Genomic DNA, 14,905 nt, shown 5'->3' with positions numbered 1-14,905 from the left:
ATTCCGGAAACGCATCGATGATCGAATTGCGCCAGCTGCGCTACTTCCTCGCCCTCGCCGAACACCTGCACTTCGGCCGCGCCGCCGAGGCCCTGCACCTGACCCAGCCGCCGCTGAGCCGGCAGATAGCCGCGCTGGAGGCCGAGCTGGGCACCCCGCTGTTCGCCCGCCACTCGCGCTCGGTGGAGCTGACCGCCGCCGGCCGCGAATTCCAGCAGCACTGCAAGAGCCTGCTCGCCGGCCTCGACCTGGCGGTGCGCTCGGCCCAGGCCAGCGCCCGCGGCGAGCGCGGCGAACTGCGCCTGAGCTTCACCATGGTCGCCGCCTGGACGCTGCTGCCGACCCTGCTCAAGCGCTACAGCGACGCTTATCCACAGGTGAAGGTGGTGCTCAACGAAGTATTGCCGCGCGACCTCGGCCCGGCGCTGGAAGCCGGCGAGGCCGACGTGGCCCTGACCTTCCCGGCCCACGGGAGCGGCCAGCTGCAATACCGCACGCTATTGCGCGAGCCGCTGTGCGCGGTGCTGCCCAGTGCGCACCCGCTAGCCGCGAGCGCCCAGGTGACGGCGGGAAAGCTGGCGCAGGAATCGTTCATCAGCTTCCCCCACAGCACCGCGCCGGCGCTGCACGAAGCGGTGATGCAGTGCTGCCGGAACAGCGGTTTCGAACCGCGCATCCAGCTGGAGCCGCACCTGCAGCAGACCATCGTCAACCTGGTGGCCGAGGGCCTGGGCGTGGCCCTGGTGCCGGACTCGATGCGCAAGATGCAACTGCCTGGTGCTGCGTTCGTGGCGCTGGAGGCGTCGCCGTTGGTGGATTATGGGGTGGCTTGGAGTCCGCATAACGACAACCCTTGCCTGGGGGCTTTTCTGCGGTGTGCGGGGGTCAACGACGGCACAGGCTCTTCGTAGGAGCGAGCTTGCTCGCGAACGGTGCTTGCTCGGGACTTTGGGCGTTGGGGGGTAGAGCGCCCTCTCCCTAACCCTCTCCCTGAAGGGAGAGGGGACCGTTGGGCAGGGTTTGATGTTACGGCGTTAGCCGGCTAGCGCAGAGGTTTCCGGCGGAAACATCACTTTTCTCGGCACAGACAGGCCCCCTCTCCCTTCAGGGAGAGGGCTGGGGAGAGGGGACGGAGGTGACCTCACGCACAGCGTGGCCGGGAGGCACCGTTCGCGAGCAAGAACTAGGCGCCCCCCCGCTCCTACACCAACCGCGCATCCAGGCTGTTCTGCGCCAACCGCTGCGCCTGCTCCTTCGTCATCCCCAGGTGCTCATACAGCGCCTGGAAGTTCTCGCTCACATACCCCCCGAAGTAAGCCGGATCATCCGAGTTCACCGTCACCTTCACCCCGCGCTCCAGCATCGCCAGGATGTTGTGCTGTCCCATGTGCTCGAACACGCACAGCTTGGTGTTGGACAGCGGGCAGACGGTCAGCGGAATCTGCTCGTCGATGATGCGCTGCATCAGCCGCTCGTCCTCGATGGCGCGCACGCCGTGGTCGATGCGCTCTACCTTCAGCAGGTCCAGGGCTTCCCAGATGTATTGCGGCGGGCCTTCCTCGCCGGCGTGGGCCACGGTCAGCAGGCCCTCGGCGCGGGCGCGGTCGAACACGCGCCGGAACTTGCTCGGCGGGTGGCCCACTTCGGAGCTGTCCAGGCCCACGGCGACGAAGGCGTCGCGGAAGGGCATGGCCTGCTCCAGGGTCTTGAAGGCTTCTTCCTCGGACAGGTGACGGAGGAAGCTGAGGATCAGGCCGTGGCTGATGCCCAGTTGCTTCTCGCCGTCCTTCAGCGCGCCCTGGATGCCGCGCAACACCACCTCGAAGGGGATGCCGCGGTCGGTGTGGGTCTGCGGGTCGAAGAAGGGTTCGACGTGGATGACGTTCTGCGCCTTGCACTTGAGCAGGTAGGCCCAGGTCAGGTCGTAGAAGTCCTGCTCGTTGCGCAGCACGTCGGCGCCGGCGTAGTAGAGGTCGAGGAATTCCTGCAGGTTGTTGAAGGCGTAGGCCTTGCGCAGGGTCTCGACGTCGGCCCAGGGCAGCTTCACCCGGTTGCGTTCGGCCAGGGCGAACAGCAGCTCGGGCTCCAGGGTCCCTTCCAGGTGCAGGTGCAGTTCGGCCTTGGGCAGGGCGTTGAGCCATTCGTACATGGGTGGTTTCTCGTCATCGGGCTGAATCGATGCAAGTTTAACCCGGCCCGCCATGGCGGCCACCCCGGGCGAGCCGGGGCGGCCGCCCGGCCATCAGAAGGCGAAGTGCGCCTCGTCCAGCGCCATCAGGCAGCCGGCGCCGCCCAGCAGGGCCTCGCGGTGCATGCTGGCGCGCGGCAGGATGCGCCGCAGGTAGAAGTCGGCGCTGGCCAGCTTGGCGCGGTAGAAGTCGCCCTCGCCGCTGCCCGCGTCCAGCGCCGCCTGGGCCACGCCGGCGGCGCGCAGCCAGAGCCCGGCGAGCAGCACGTAGGCGCTGTACTGCAGGTAGTCCACCGACATGGCGCCGATCTCCTGCGCATCGCGGCGGGTGGCGGCCAGCACGTCGGCGGTCAGCCCGCGCCATTCCTGGATGCGCTCGCGCACCACCGCGGCCATGGGCTCCAGCTCGGCGTGGGCGGCAAGCGCGGTGCAGGTTTCCGCCAGGTCGGCCTGCAGCGCGGCCATCTCGGCGCCGCCGTCGCCCAGCAGCTTGCGGCGGATCAGGTCCAGCGCCTGGATGCCGTTGGTGCCTTCGTAGATCTGCGTGATGCGGCTGTCGCGCATCAGCTGCTCCATGCCCCATTCGCGGATGTAGCCGTGGCCGCCATAGACCTGCACGCCGAGGCTGGCGACTTCCTGGCCCATGTCGGTGAGGAAGGACTTCACCAGCGGGATCAGCAGCGCCGCGCGCTTGCCGGCGGCCCTGCGGCCCTCGGCCTCGGGGTGGCCGTGCTCCAGGTCCAGCTCGCGGGCGCAGAGCGCGGCGAGCATGCGGCTGCCCTCGGTGAGGGTCTTCTGCGTCAGCAGCATGCGCCGCACGTCGGGGTGATTGATGATCGGGTCGGCGGCCTTCTGCGGCTGCGCAGGTCCCGTCAGCGCGCGCGATTGCAGGCGCTCGCGGGCGTAGCTCAAGGCGCCCTGGAAGCTGCGCTCGGCGATGCCCAGGCCCTGCAGGCCGACCTGGAAGCGTGCGTCGTTCATCATGGTGAACATGCAGGCCAGGCCCTGGTTGGCCTCGCCCAGCAGCCAGCCGCTGGCGCCGTCGAAGTTCATCACGCAGGTGGAGGCGCCCTTGATGCCCATCTTGTGCTCGATGGCGCCGCAGCTCAGCGCGTTGCGCGCACCGGGCGTACCGTCGGGGTTGGCGATGAATTTCGGCACCAGGAACAGGCTGATGCCCTTCACCCCGGCCGGGGCGTCCGGCAGGCGCGCCAGCACCAGGTGGACGATGTTCTCCGACAGGTCCTGCTCGCCGCCGCTGATGAAAATCTTGCTGCCGCTGACCGCGTAGCTGCCGTCGGCCCGGGGCTCGGCGCGGGTGCGCAGCAGCGCCAGGTCGGTGCCGGCCTGGGGCTCGGTGAGGCACATGGTGCCGGTCCACACGCCGCTGACCATCTTCGCCAGGTAGTCGCGCTGCAGCTCGGCGCTGCCGTGCTTGTACAGCGCCAGCACGGCGCCCTCGGTGAGCCCGGAATAGACGCGGAAGGACAGCGAGGCGGCCATCAGCATCTCGTGGAAGTTCGCCGCCACCAGCTGCGGGAAGCCCTGGCCGCCGAACTCGACCGGGCCGGTCATGCTCGCCCAGCCGTTGTCGCAGTACTGCTTGTAGGCCTCGCGGAAGCCGTCCGGGGTGGTCACCGCGCCGTCGTGGAGGGTCGCGCCCTGCTCGTCGCTGTTGCGGTTCAGCGGCGCCACCACCTCGCCGGTGTAGCGCGCGCCCTCTTCCAGCACGCCGTCGATCAGCTCGCGGTCCAGGCCGTTGCCCAGCAGCGCGCAGTGAGCGGTCGCGTCGAAGAGTTCGTGGAGGACGAAGCGCATGTCGCGCAGGGGCGCCTGGTAGCTCATGCGTGGTGCTCCTTGTGGACGTCGGCGAAGCGCCCACCGCTGGCGGCCAGGCGCTCGATCAGCGCGGCCGGCTGCCAGTGCGCGCCGTGCTGCCCGGCGAAGTCGCGCAGGCGCGCGAGGATGCTCGGCAGGCCCTGGGCGTCGGCCCAGGCCATGGGGCCGCCCTTGTCGGCGGGGAAGCCGTAGCCGTTGAGGTAGACGGTGTCGATGTCGGCGCTGCGGCTGGCGATGCCTTCGTCGAGGATTTTCGCGCCTTCGTTGACCAGCGCCAGCAGGCAGCGCTCGAGGATTTCCTCCGGGCCGATGTCGCGGCGCGCGTAGCCCAGGCGCTCGGACTCGCGCAGCACCAGGGCGTCGACCTCGGGGTCGTGCTCGGCCTGGCGGCTGCCGGGTTCGTAGTGGTAGAAGCCGTTGCCGCTCTTCTGGCCGAAGCGGCCTATCTCACAGAGGCGGTTGTCCACCTGCACGGTGGGCGCATCCTGGCCCTTGCCGGCCAGCTCGCGGGCGCGCCATTCGAGGTCGATGCCGACCACGTCGAACATGCGGAACGGGCCCATGGCGAAGCCGAAGCCCTGCAGCGCGGCGTCCACCTGGTAGGGCAGCGAGCCTTCGAGGATCAGCCGGCGCGACTCCTGCACGTACTTCTCCAGCATGCGGTTGCCGATGAAGCCGTGGCAGTTGCCGGCCACCACGCTGACCTTGCCCATGCGCCGGCCCAGCTCCAGGGCGGCTTCCAGCACGGCGGGCGCGGTTTTCGCGCCGCGCACGATCTCCAGCAGCTTCATGATGTGCGCCGGGCTGAAGAAGTGCAGGCCGAGCACCTGCGACGGGCGATTGGTCACGGCGGCGATGGCGTCGACGTCGAGGTAGGAGGTGTTGCTGGCGAGGATGGCCGCGGGCTTCAGCGCCGCGTCCAGCTCGCGGAAGATCGCCTGCTTGAGTTCCAGGTTCTCGTAGACCGCCTCGATCACCAGGTCCGCCTCGCGGATCGCAGTGTAGTTGTCCACAGGCGAGATGCGCGCCCGCCGGGCCGCCGCCTCCATCTCGTCGATCCGCCCCTGGCGCACGTTGTGGGCGTAGGTGTCGGCCACCGCGCCCTGGGCCTGCAGCAGCATCTGCGGATTGTTGTCCAGCCACTGCACCTGCACGCCGGCGTTGGCCAGGCACATGACGATGCCGCGGCCCATGGTGCCGGCGCCTATCACCGCGGCGCTGCGAATCGGGGGGATCTGGCTCATGGTCTTCCTCTTGTTATCAAACGGGCGTTCGAGCAAAAAAGTGACAGTCACCTTAGGGAAGATCGGATTATTTTTGAAATTTAGTCTTGTGATGCGCAGTATTTAGCTAATGAATATAAATACCTTCGACCTGAACCTGCTGCGTGTCTTCGACGCCCTGTTGCGCGAGCGCAGCGTTTCCCGCGCCGCCGAGCGCCTGGCCCTGAGCCAGCCGGCGGTGAGCAACGCCCTGGGCCGCCTGCGCGAGCTGCTCGACGACCCGCTGCTGGTGCGCATCGGCCGCAGCATGCAGCCCACGCCGCGGGCCCTGGAGCTGGAGGCGCCGATCCGCGAGTCGCTGCAGCGCATCCTCCACAGCCTCAGCGGCGCCGAGCGCTTCGAAGCGGCGCGCAGCCGCCAGCGCTTCACCCTGGCGCTGACCGACTACGCCGAGCTGCTGTGCATGCCGGCGCTGCTGCAGCACCTGGGCACGGAGGCGCCGGGCGTGGCCCTGGACGTGCGCCACCTGGCCCCGAGCCTGCCGGTGGAGGCGCTGGACAAGGGCCACCTGGACCTGGTGCTGGGCCGCTTCGAGGACATCCCGGCGCGCTTCGGCCGCCGCCCCTGGGCCAGCGAGACGCTGCGCCTGCTGGCGCGCCGCGGGCATCCGCGGGTGAGCGGCCCGCTGGACCTCGACGGCTTCCTGAACGAGCGCCACCTGTGGGTGTCCGGCGGGCAGACCAAGGGCATGGTCGACCAGTGGCTGGCCAGCCAGGGCCTGAAGCGGCAGATCGCCTACGTCACCCCCAACTACCTGCAGGCCGCGCAACTGGTGGCCGGCACCGACCTGCTGACGGTGCTGCCGACGCGCCTGGCCGAATACTTCGCCAGGCTGCTGCCGCTGCAGGTGCTGGAACTGCCCTTCGACGTCGGCCAGTTCCACCTGGAGCTGGTGTACCTGGCCCAGCGCGAGCGCGACATGGCGTTGCAGTGGCTGCTGGGGCGGATGCAGGAGGCGGCGCCGAGGCCGTAGGCCCTGCGCCGAGATGCTTTTCGTAGGATGGGTTGAGCTTGCGAAACCCATGCGGTCACGGTGATGGGTATCGCTTCGCTCAACCCATCCTACGGGTGCCTCCTGGAACCGTACCGTCCGCGAGGCGTCCCCCTCGCCCCCACGAAAAGCAGAACGCGCCCGAGGGCGCGTTCATTGGCCATCGGCAAACCTCAGAACCGATCGCGAATCACCACCTCGTCCAGCGCCAGCTTGCCCACCCGCGGCTTGGGCGCCACGGCCTGCTTGCCGACGGCGACCATCAGGCCGATCACGTGGTTCTCCGGCAAGTTGATCAGCTTGGCCACGGCGTCGAAATCGAAGCCGTCCATGGGGCAGGAATCCAGGCCCTTGCCGCGGGCGGCGAGCATCAGCGTCTGGGCCATCAGGCCGCAGCTGCGCATGGTCTCGTCGCGCTGCACCTGGGGCTTGCCGCGGTAGTAAGCGTCGATGGCGCCGGCCATGTAGTCCTGCACCTCCTGGGGCGCGCCTTCCCACACGCGGCGGGCGTTCTGCTCCCAGCTGTCGAGCTGGGCGCAGACCACCACCAGCATCGAGGCGTCGGTCACCTGCGGCTGGCCCCAGGCCACTTCGCGGATGTGCGCGCGCAGTTGCGCGTCGCTGACCTCGACCAGGCGCACGTGCTGCAGGTTGAAGGCCGAGGGCGCGAGCATGGCCAGCTGCAGCAGCTCGTCCTTCTCTTCGCGGCTGAGAGTGAAGGCCGGGTCGTAGCCCTTGACCGCGCGGCGGCTGCGGATGGCTTCGTCGATATGCATGGGGACTCCTTTCGTTGACGGCGAAAAATGTCCGCCATGGTAAACCGCCCGGGCGCAGGCTTGCCGCGGTTTTCCCGATAGGAATCATCGAATCGCTACACCGCCTGCAACGAGGCCCCGTCGTCCTGCTGGGCGCGCGGCGAGGTGAAGGTCAGGTAGCCGTCCTCCACCTTGCCGTGGCGCAGCAGCGCCAGGTCCAGGGCGTAGTTCTGGTAGAGCTTCCAGGGGGTGCGGTCGCCCTGCTTGGGCATCTTGTCGGCGGCGCGCTGGATGTAGCCGGAGTTGAGGTTGAGGAAGGGTTCCTCCTTCACCTGCCCGGCGCCGGCGCGCGGCGTGCACTGGCGCATGCCGATGGCGTCCATGTGGTTGATCAGGCGGCAGAAGTACTCGCTGGAGAGGTCCGCCTTGAGCGTCCAGCTGGCGTTGGTGTAGCCCACCACCGCGGCCAGGTTGGGCAAATCGCGCAGCATGATGCCGCGGTAGCCCATGCTCTGGTTGACCTGGAACGGCTTGCCATCCACCGCCAGTTCCGCGCCGCCGAACATCACCAGGTCCAGGCCGGTGGCGGTGACGATGACGTCGGCCTCCAGCACCTGCCCGGACTTCAGGCGGATGCCCTTCTCGCAGAAGCTGTCGATGTGTTCGGTGACCACCGAGGCCTTGCCCTTGCGCAGCGCCTTGAACAGGTCGCCGTCGGGCACGCAGCACACGCGCTCGTCCCACGGCTTGTAGCGCGGGCTGAAGTGGCGCATGTCGAAGTCCTTGCCCAGTTGGTGCCTGGCCAGCCCCAGCAGGGCCTTGCGCGCCAGGTTGGGGAAGGTCTTGGCGAACAGGAAGAAAACCATCTGCATGGTCACGTTGCGCGCCCGCGCCTGGCGGTACACCCAGGTCTCGGGGAGGAAGCGGCGCAGGAAGTTGGAGATCGGGTCCTTCTGCGGCAGGCTGATCACGTAGGACGGCGAGCGCTGCAGCATGGTGACGTGGCGCGCCTTGTCGGTCAGCGAGGGCACCAGGGTCACGGCGGTGGCGCCGCTGCCGATGACCACCACGCGCTTGTCGGCGTAGTCGAAGCCTTCCGGCCACAGCTGCGGGTGGATGATCTGCCCGCGGAAACTGTCGCGGCCCTTGAATTCCGGGGTGTAGCCGGCCTCGTAGCGGTAGTAGCCGGTGCACATCAGCAGGAACTGCGCGCTCATGCGCACCGGTTCCGGCTCGTCGCCGCGCTGCACGGTCAGCAGCCAGCGCGCGCTGTCGCTGTTCCAGTCGGCCTTGAGCACGCGGTGGCGGTAGCGGATCTTGCGGTCGATGCCGTTTTCCTGCGCGGTCTCTTCGATGTAGTGGCGGATCGAGGGGCCGTCGGCGATGGCCTTGGCGTCGGTCCAGGGCTTGAAGTTGTAGCCCAGGGTGTACATGTCCGAATCGGAGCGGATGCCCGGGTAGCGGAACAGGTCCCAGGTGCCGCCCATGGCCTCGCGGCCCTCGAGCAGGGCGAAGGTCTTGCCCGGGCAGTGCTTCATCAGGTGATACGCGGCGCCGATACCGGACAGGCCGGCGCCGACGATCAGGACATCCAGGTGCTCGACAGACATGGGGGCTCCTCGGCCGGTGGCGGGCAACGCCTTGCTGAGTCTAGGAGGAATTTCCTCCCCCGTACCCTACAAGGGCCGCCGCCGGCCGGCGCCCCACCCTAGGATGGGTGGAGCCGCCGCGGCGTTACCCTTGCGCCAGCTGCGCCATCACCCAGGCGCGCACCTGGGCGTAGGGGTAGTCCTCCAGCGCCGCGTAGCCCGGCAGCGTGCGCGCCCGCAGGCGGGTGAAGGCCGGCACGCTGATGCCGCAGAGGAAACGCGTCACGCAGTCGGCGCTGGGCGGCATGCCGCGGGCGCCCTGGTACTTGTCGAGGAAGGCGGCGCAGCGGCTCTGCAGCGTCTGCCCGTCCAGCGGCGGCAGGGCCGGCGGCTCCGGCAGGTGGGCGACGCGGCCGGCGCAGACCGAGCAGTGCCCGCAATGCTCCGGCGCCCGCGCGTCGCCGAAATAGCGGGCCAGGCGCCGGCTCAGGCACTGGTCGCTGGCGAACAGTTCCAGCATGGCGCCGATGCGCGCGATCTCGCTGGCCTCGTGGCGCTTGAAGTAGGCGTACAGCTCGTCGCTGAGCGCATCCATGTCGAACCCCGCCTCGCGCACCGCGTAGACCTCGGTCATCTGCTTGCTTTCCAGCTCGATCCAGCCGCGCTCCTGGAAGTAGTCCAGGGCCTTGACCACCCGCGCGCGCTCGGCGCCGTGGCGCTGGTAGAGGGTGTCGAAATCCAGCGTCGACCAGGTGCGCGCCCGCGCCGAGGTGTCGAGGATGGCCTCGACGAACTGCCGCCGCTCGCCCTCGAAGTGGCCCAGCAGCGCCGCGGGCTCGACGAGGTTCTTGAAGCGGTATTCGGCGAAGTAGGCGAAGCGCGGGGCGATGATGCCGCGCAGCTCCAGCTGCACCAGCAGCGTCTTGAGCGGCAGCTGGCGGATGTTCGACTGGTCCGACAGCGCGGTCAGCATCAGCTCCCACTGGCCGTTGGGCGCCGCGGCGATTTCCGCCAGCACGCTGCGGATGCCCTCGCGCTCGGGGGTGTCGCCGTAGACGAAGTTCTCCAGCACGCTGAGGCTGTCGCGGTTGGCCAGCACCAGGCAGTCCGAGGGCTGGCCGTCGCGCCCGGCGCGGCCGATCTCCTGGCTGTAGTTCTCCACCGACTTGGGCAGGTCGAAGTGCACCACGTTGCGGATGTCGCTCTTGTCGATGCCCATGCCGAAGGCGATGGTCGCGACGATGCAGTTCAGCGCGCCGGCCATGAAGCGCTGCTGGATGGCCTCGCGCTCGGCGTGGTCCATGCCGGCGTGGTAGGCGCGGGCCGGGATGCCGTGCTCGGAAAGGTGCGCGGCGATGTCCTCGGCGGTCTTCTGCTGGGTCACGTAGACGATGCTCGGCTGCCCGGCCCGCGCACCCAGCCACTCCACCAGGCGCGCACGCTTGGCGGCGCCGGCCACCGGCTCCACCTGCAGGTTCAGGTTGGCGCGGTAGAAGCCGGTGGTGACCACGTCGGCCTCGGCGATGGCGAACTTGGCGCGCATGTCGGCGATCACCGCCGGCGTGGCGGTGGCGGTCAGCAGCAGCACCTGGGGGATGCGGAACTGCTTCTGGTAGGCCGGCAGCTTCAGGTAGTCGGGGCGGAAGTTGTGGCCCCATTCGGAGATGCAGTGGGCCTCGTCGACCACCAGCAGGGAGATCGGCACTTCGCCGATGAAGTTGCGGAAGCGTTCGTTCTTCAGGCGCTCCACGGAAATCATCAGCACCTTCAGCTCGCCGCTGCGGGCGCGGGCCATGGTCTGCGCCACCTGCTCGCGGCTCTGCGCCGAGTCGATGCTGGCGGCGGCGATGCCGTGGCGGGCGAGGAAGGCCAGCTGGTCCTGCATCAGCGCCAGCAGCGGCGACACCACCAGGGTCAGGTGCGGCAGCAGCAGCGCCGGCAACTGGTAGCACAGCGACTTACCCGAGCCGGTGGGGAAGATCGCCGCCGCCGAGCGCCCGCCCAGCACGGCGCTGACCGCCGCCTCCTGGCCGGGGCGGAACTGGCGGAAACCGAAGACGCGTTCGAGGGTGTCGTGCATGCGGGTATCTCCCTTACCGGTCATGGGTGGAAACGCCATGCTAGGGGTAGCCATTGTAGGAGCGGGCTTGCTCGCGAACGAGCCGATTCCGGTTCAGCGGAAAGTACGCTCCTAAGGTAGGCGCGGACCTTGTCCGCGATCGCGGATAAGATCCGCTCCTACGAGGGAGGAATACCGTGTTCCCCGGCAACCTGTAGGAGCGGGCCCTGCCCGCGATTCGCGCGCAGGGCGCGCTCCTACAGAGGAATGGCGTGGGTGGGGCGGCGTAGGAGCGGATCTTATCCGCGAAGCCCGCCAATACGCCCGGCTATCGCGGACAAGCTCCCACAGGGGCCGGCCAATGAAAAAGCCGCCCGGAGGCGGCTCTTTCGGCGAACGGGCGCGCTTACAGCTGCGGGCCGGCGTTCTTGATGGCTTCGCTCACTTCGAACTTCTTGAAGTTCTCGATGAACTTGCTGGCCAGGCCCTTGGCGGCTTCGTCGTAGGCGGCCTTGTCAGCCCAGGTGTTGCGCGGGTTGAGCAGGTTGGTCTCGACGCCCGGGACGGCCTTGGGCACGTCCAGGTTGATGATGTCCAGGTGCTCGGTCTCGGCGCCGACCAGCGCGCCGCTCTGGATGGCGGCGATCACGCCACGGGTGGTCGGGATGTTGAAGCGCTTGCCGACGCCGTAGCCACCGCCGGTCCAGCCGGTGTTGACCAGGTATACCTTGGAGCCGAAGGCCTTGATGCGCTTGATCAGCAGCTCGGCGTAGACGCCGGCCGGGCGCGGGAAGAAGGGCGCGCCGAAGCAGGTGGAGAAGGTCGACTTGATGCCGCCGCCCGAACCCATTTCGGTGGAACCGACCAGCGCGGTGTAGCCGGAGAGGAAGTGGTAGGCCGCCTGCTCGTTGTTCAGGATCGACACCGGCGGCAGTACGCCGGTCAGGTCGCAGGTCAGGAAGATCACCGCGTTGGGCTCGCCGCCCAGGTTGGCTTCCGAACGCTTCTCGACGTGCTCCAGCGGGTAGGCCGCGCGGGAGTTCTGGGTCAGGCGGTCGTCGGCGTAGTCCGGGGTACGCGCGTCGTCGAGAACCACGTTCTCCAGCACGGCGCCGAACTTGATGGCCTTCCAGATGACCGGCTCGTTCTTCTCGGACAGGTCGATGCACTTGGCGTAGCAGCCGCCTTCGATGTTGAAGACCACGCCTTCGCCCCAGCCGTGCTCGTCGTCACCGATCAGGTAACGGCTTTCGTCGGCCGACAGGGTGGTCTTGCCGGTGCCGGACAGGCCGAAGAACAGGGTCACGTCGCCCGCTTCGCCGATGTTGGCGGCGCAGTGCATCGGCAGCACGTCCTTTTCCGGCAGCAGGTAGTTCTGCACCGAGAACATGGCCTTCTTCATTTCACCGGCGTAGCGCATGCCGGCGATCAGCACTTTCTTCTGGGCGAAGTTGAGGATGACGCAGCCGTCGGAGTTGGTGCCGTCGCGCTCGGGCACGCACTCGAAGTTGGCCACGTTCAGCACCTGCCACTCGTCGCGGCCGGCCGGGTTGTAGGTTTCCGGGTTGATGAACAGCTGACGGCCGAACAGGTTCTGCCAGGCGGTGGCGGTGGTCATCTTGACCGGCAGGTAGTGATCGGCGGCCGAACCTACATGCACGTGGGAAACGAAGTGGTCCTGGGCGTCGTTGAAGGCCTGGACGCGCTCCCAGAGGGCGTCGAACTTGTCGGCCGGGAACGGGCGGTTGATCGCGCCCCAGGCGATGGAGTCCTTGCTGCCGGGCTCTTCGACGATGAAGCGGTCGGCAGGCGAGCGGCCGGTGCGGTGGCCGGTTTCCACCACCAGCGAGCCGTTGTCGGCCAGGCGACCTTCGCCGCGGCGAATGGCTTCCTCGACCAGTTGGGCAACGCTGATATCGGTGTACACGGCTTTGTTGGCTTGCGTCATGTGGGTCCCCATCGGCCGGAGCCGAGTCCTCCAAACATTGCGTAGTGACTTCTAATTCCCACTACAGCGGAAAAAAGTCGCGGGATTATGCCAGAAAAGAACGGTTCTCGTGCAGCCTCTGATCCGGCGAGGGCGTCAATGGTTCGGCTATCGCCCCGATAGCGCCGATCAATGGCGGGTTTGTGACGGTGCCGCGCTGCCGCCGCCGGCGAACAGCTGGGCGATGTCGCTGCCGTCGAAGGCGTAGCGCTGGTTGCAGAACTGGCAGTCGACGGTGATCTCGCCGCCCAGCTCGCCCAGCAGGCGCTCGGCGTCTTCCTTGCCGAGGCTGACCAGGGCGTTGGCCGAGCGCTCCCGCGAGCAGCTGCAGCGGAACACCAGCGGCTGCGGCTCGAACAGGCGCACCGCTTCCTCGTGGTACAGGCGGTGCAGCAGGGTCTCGTTGTCCAGGCCCAGCAGTTCCTCGACGTTGAGGGTGTCGGCCAGGGTGGTCAGGTGCTGCCAGCTGGCCTCGCGGTCCTCGGCGTCCTTCAGGCGGTCGGCCGGCAGTTGCTGCAGCAGCAGGCCGCGGGCGTGGCGGCCGTCGGCGCCGAGCCAGAAGCGCGTGGGCAACTGCTCGGAGGTGGCGAAGTAGGACGACAGGCAGTCCGCCAGGCAGGCGCCCTCCAGCGGCACTATGCCCTGGTAGCGCTGGCCGTTCTTCGGGTCTACGGTCATGGTCAGCACGCCGTCGGGCATCAGGTCGAGCAGGCCGGCGCTGTCGCGGATCGACTCGGCGTCGTAGCGGGCCAGGCCGCGCACTTCGCGGTCGCTGGAGCATTCCACCATGAGCAGCGGCACGGCGCCGCTGGAGCGCGCCTGCAGCACCAGCAGGCCGTCGAACTTCAGGGTGCCGCACAGCAGCGCCGCGGCGGCGAGCATCTCGCCCAGCAACTGGGCCACCGGCTGCGGGTAGGGGTGCTTGGCCAGCACTTCGGCGAAACTGCGTTCGAGCGCCACCATTTCACCGCGAACGTCGGTGTTGTCGAAGAGGAAACGCTGACTTTGATCGATCTGGGACATGCTGGGCACAACGCTGGCTAAGGCACAAATACATGACAAGCTGATGGCAAAGGCCTATAAAGCGCGCTTTGCGACAGCCGCCCGGTTCAGTAAGGGGGAATCGATTCTATGGAGAAAGCTTCGCCGTTCCAAGCCACCTGGTCGTGGCGCCCGTTCATCGCCTGCCATGCGCTGGCCCTGGTCCTGCTGCTGCTCTGGCTGTGGACGCCGACCCGCGCCGCCATCGACTTCTTCGACTTCAGCCTGTTCCACGCCCTCAACGCGCCGCTGGCGACCAACGAGGCCTGGCGCAACGTCTGGGCGGTGGCCAGCACCCGGCCGTTCGACATTCTGGTCGGGGTCATCCTGCTCCTGCTGCTGATCCGCGGCGACTGGATCTTCAAGGCCGGCCAGGTGCGCGCCGCGACCTTCGGCATGGTGGTGACCATGGTGGTGCTGATGATCGTGCGCACCCTCTATGCCAAGATCGCCCACCACCTGGGCTGGCAGCACGCCAGCATCTCGGCCATCGCCCCGGACGCCGTGCGCCTGGAAGACTTCTTCCGCAGCTGGCAGGACACCCTCTTCGAGGTGAAGGACGAGTCGGCGCGCAGCTTCCCCGGCGACCACGCCTCGGTGCTGCTGGTGTGGGCGCTGTTCCTCAGCCTGTTCGCCCGCAATGCCGTGCAGTGGCTGGTGGTCTGGGCCCTGGCCCTGCTGTTCATGCTGCCGCGCCTGGTGGCCGGCGCCCACTGGGGCCAGGACGACTATATAGGCGGCGTGCAGATGGCCCTGCTGGCCCTGGCCTGGAGCTGCTTCACCCCGTTCGCCGCCTGGGCCAGCGCCGGCCTGGTGCGCCTGACCGAGCCGCTGTTCGCCCTGCTGGCGAAGGTGCCGCTGCTCAACCGCCTGAGCGTGATCGTCGCCTGAGGCGCATTCCGGAACCCCCGCCACGGCGGTAATGCTGTTCACTTAAGAAAGGATGCCGTTTCTCTGCCTGGGGGAAACGGTATTTTTCATTTTGGGGTTATGGCTTGGCTCGCGAAGCTTGCCCCACTCCGGCCTTAACCTCGTCATTGCCGCGAACAATACTTGTGCGGGGCCGAAGGGGAATAACCCAGTTGCCTTGGCTTGGGTGTTTCTGCGCCGCACCGAGTCTGCCCGACCGTCTTGTTTCGCCCCCTCGGGCGAGTCCCTTTTGTCAAACGCCAC

12 protein-coding genes are annotated in these 14,905 nt (G+C 68.0%); 3 read left to right on the top strand and 9 right to left on the bottom strand.

Going from position 1 to position 14,905, the window contains the following annotated elements; translation table 11 throughout:
- The first annotated feature begins 17 nt into the window (after positions 1–17).
- Positions 18–911: a LysR substrate-binding domain-containing protein gene (locus RN02_RS10765; RefSeq protein WP_043314471.1), complete on the top strand. Its 894-nt coding sequence runs from the start codon at positions 18–20 to the stop codon at positions 909–911.
- A gap of 290 nt (positions 912–1,201) precedes the next feature.
- Here the strand turns inward: RN02_RS10765 and RN02_RS10760 are convergent, their stop codons facing one another.
- The 3 genes from RN02_RS10760 to RN02_RS10750 all read right to left on the bottom strand — a co-directional run bounded on the left by RN02_RS10760 (position 1,202) and on the right by RN02_RS10750 (position 5,271).
- Complete coding sequence (locus tag RN02_RS10760; RefSeq protein WP_043314469.1) at positions 1,202–2,149, bottom strand: adenosine deaminase; 948 nt, start codon at positions 2,147–2,149, stop codon at positions 1,202–1,204.
- A gap of 93 nt (positions 2,150–2,242) precedes the next feature.
- Entirely contained in the window at positions 2,243–4,033 is a 1,791-nt protein-coding gene (locus RN02_RS10755; protein ID WP_043314467.1) for an acyl-CoA dehydrogenase C-terminal domain-containing protein, read from the bottom strand.
- Positions 4,030–5,271 (bottom strand): 3-hydroxyacyl-CoA dehydrogenase, encoded by a 1,242-nt coding sequence (locus tag RN02_RS10750; protein ID WP_043314465.1) that lies wholly within the window; start codon positions 5,269–5,271, stop codon positions 4,030–4,032. Before RN02_RS10750 ends, RN02_RS10755 begins: the two co-directional genes overlap by 4 nt.
- A gap of 109 nt (positions 5,272–5,380) precedes the next feature.
- Between RN02_RS10750 and RN02_RS10745 the strand changes: the two genes are divergently transcribed.
- Positions 5,381–6,283, top strand: coding sequence for a LysR family transcriptional regulator (locus RN02_RS10745; protein ID WP_043314463.1), 903 nt, complete (start codon positions 5,381–5,383; stop codon positions 6,281–6,283).
- Positions 6,284–6,474: 191 nt separating this feature from the next.
- Here RN02_RS10745 and RN02_RS10740 read toward each other — a convergent pair whose 3' ends face one another.
- The 5 genes from RN02_RS10740 to hslO all read right to left on the bottom strand — a co-directional run bounded on the left by RN02_RS10740 (position 6,475) and on the right by hslO (position 13,714).
- On the bottom strand, positions 6,475–7,077 hold the full coding sequence (locus RN02_RS10740; RefSeq protein WP_043314461.1) for a nitroreductase family protein: 603 nt from the start codon (positions 7,075–7,077) through the stop codon (positions 6,475–6,477).
- A 95-nt stretch (positions 7,078–7,172) separates the two neighbouring features.
- A complete protein-coding gene (locus RN02_RS10735; protein WP_043314459.1) occupies positions 7,173–8,666 on the bottom strand; it encodes a flavin-containing monooxygenase in 1,494 nt (497 codons plus the stop codon).
- Positions 8,667–8,790: 124 nt separating this feature from the next.
- Positions 8,791–10,725: a RecQ family ATP-dependent DNA helicase gene (locus tag RN02_RS10730; RefSeq protein ID WP_043314456.1), complete on the bottom strand. Its 1,935-nt coding sequence runs from the start codon at positions 10,723–10,725 to the stop codon at positions 8,791–8,793.
- Between the two features lie 385 nt (positions 10,726–11,110).
- Positions 11,111–12,652, bottom strand: coding sequence for a phosphoenolpyruvate carboxykinase (locus tag RN02_RS10725; RefSeq protein ID WP_043314454.1), 1,542 nt, complete (start codon positions 12,650–12,652; stop codon positions 11,111–11,113).
- A gap of 168 nt (positions 12,653–12,820) precedes the next feature.
- Positions 12,821–13,714 (bottom strand): Hsp33 family molecular chaperone HslO, encoded by an 894-nt coding sequence (hslO, locus tag RN02_RS10720; protein WP_043314452.1) that lies wholly within the window; start codon positions 13,712–13,714, stop codon positions 12,821–12,823.
- A gap of 108 nt (positions 13,715–13,822) precedes the next feature.
- Between hslO and RN02_RS10715 the strand changes: the two genes are divergently transcribed.
- The gene (locus tag RN02_RS10715) at positions 13,823–14,623 is read left to right on the top strand and encodes a phosphatase PAP2 family protein (protein ID WP_043314450.1); all 801 of its coding nucleotides are present in this window, start codon (positions 13,823–13,825) and stop codon (positions 14,621–14,623) included.
- 42 nt (positions 14,624–14,665) lie between these two features.
- Here RN02_RS10715 and RN02_RS34250 read toward each other — a convergent pair.
- Positions 14,666–14,905, bottom strand: a 240-nt coding sequence (locus RN02_RS34250; RefSeq protein ID WP_236695176.1) for a hypothetical protein, incomplete at its 5' end; no start/stop codon positions are given.

This window comes from Pseudomonas sp. PI1 (assembly GCF_000812405.1).
Lineage (GTDB): Bacteria > Pseudomonadota > Gammaproteobacteria > Pseudomonadales > Pseudomonadaceae > Pseudomonas > Pseudomonas citronellolis.
The sequence above is the reverse complement of the archived record's forward strand: the minus strand, read 5'-3'. Positions and strand labels throughout refer to the sequence as shown.

Bases quoted from the DNA above. Each gene is read 5' to 3' on its own strand.
- RN02_RS10765 (WP_043314471.1), top strand. From the start codon at position 18: ATGATCGAATTGCGCCAGCTGCGCTACTTCCTCGCCCTCGCCGAACAC.
- RN02_RS10750 (WP_043314465.1), bottom strand. From the start codon at position 5,271: ATGAGCCAGATCCCCCCGATTCGCAGCGCCGCGGTGATAGGCGCCGGC.
- hslO (WP_043314452.1), bottom strand. From the start codon at position 13,714: ATGTCCCAGATCGATCAAAGTCAGCGTTTCCTCTTCGACAACACCGAC.
- RN02_RS10740 (WP_043314461.1), bottom strand. From the start codon at position 7,077: ATGCATATCGACGAAGCCATCCGCAGCCGCCGCGCGGTCAAGGGCTAC.
- RN02_RS10735 (WP_043314459.1), bottom strand. From the start codon at position 8,666: ATGTCTGTCGAGCACCTGGATGTCCTGATCGTCGGCGCCGGCCTGTCC.
- RN02_RS10725 (WP_043314454.1), bottom strand. From the start codon at position 12,652: ATGACGCAAGCCAACAAAGCCGTGTACACCGATATCAGCGTTGCCCAA.
- RN02_RS10715 (WP_043314450.1), top strand. From the start codon at position 13,823: ATGGAGAAAGCTTCGCCGTTCCAAGCCACCTGGTCGTGGCGCCCGTTC.
- RN02_RS10745 (WP_043314463.1), top strand. From the start codon at position 5,381: ATGAATATAAATACCTTCGACCTGAACCTGCTGCGTGTCTTCGACGCC.
- RN02_RS10755 (WP_043314467.1), bottom strand. From the start codon at position 4,033: ATGAGCTACCAGGCGCCCCTGCGCGACATGCGCTTCGTCCTCCACGAA.
- RN02_RS10760 (WP_043314469.1), bottom strand. From the start codon at position 2,149: ATGTACGAATGGCTCAACGCCCTGCCCAAGGCCGAACTGCACCTGCAC.
- RN02_RS10730 (WP_043314456.1), bottom strand. From the start codon at position 10,725: ATGCACGACACCCTCGAACGCGTCTTCGGTTTCCGCCAGTTCCGCCCC.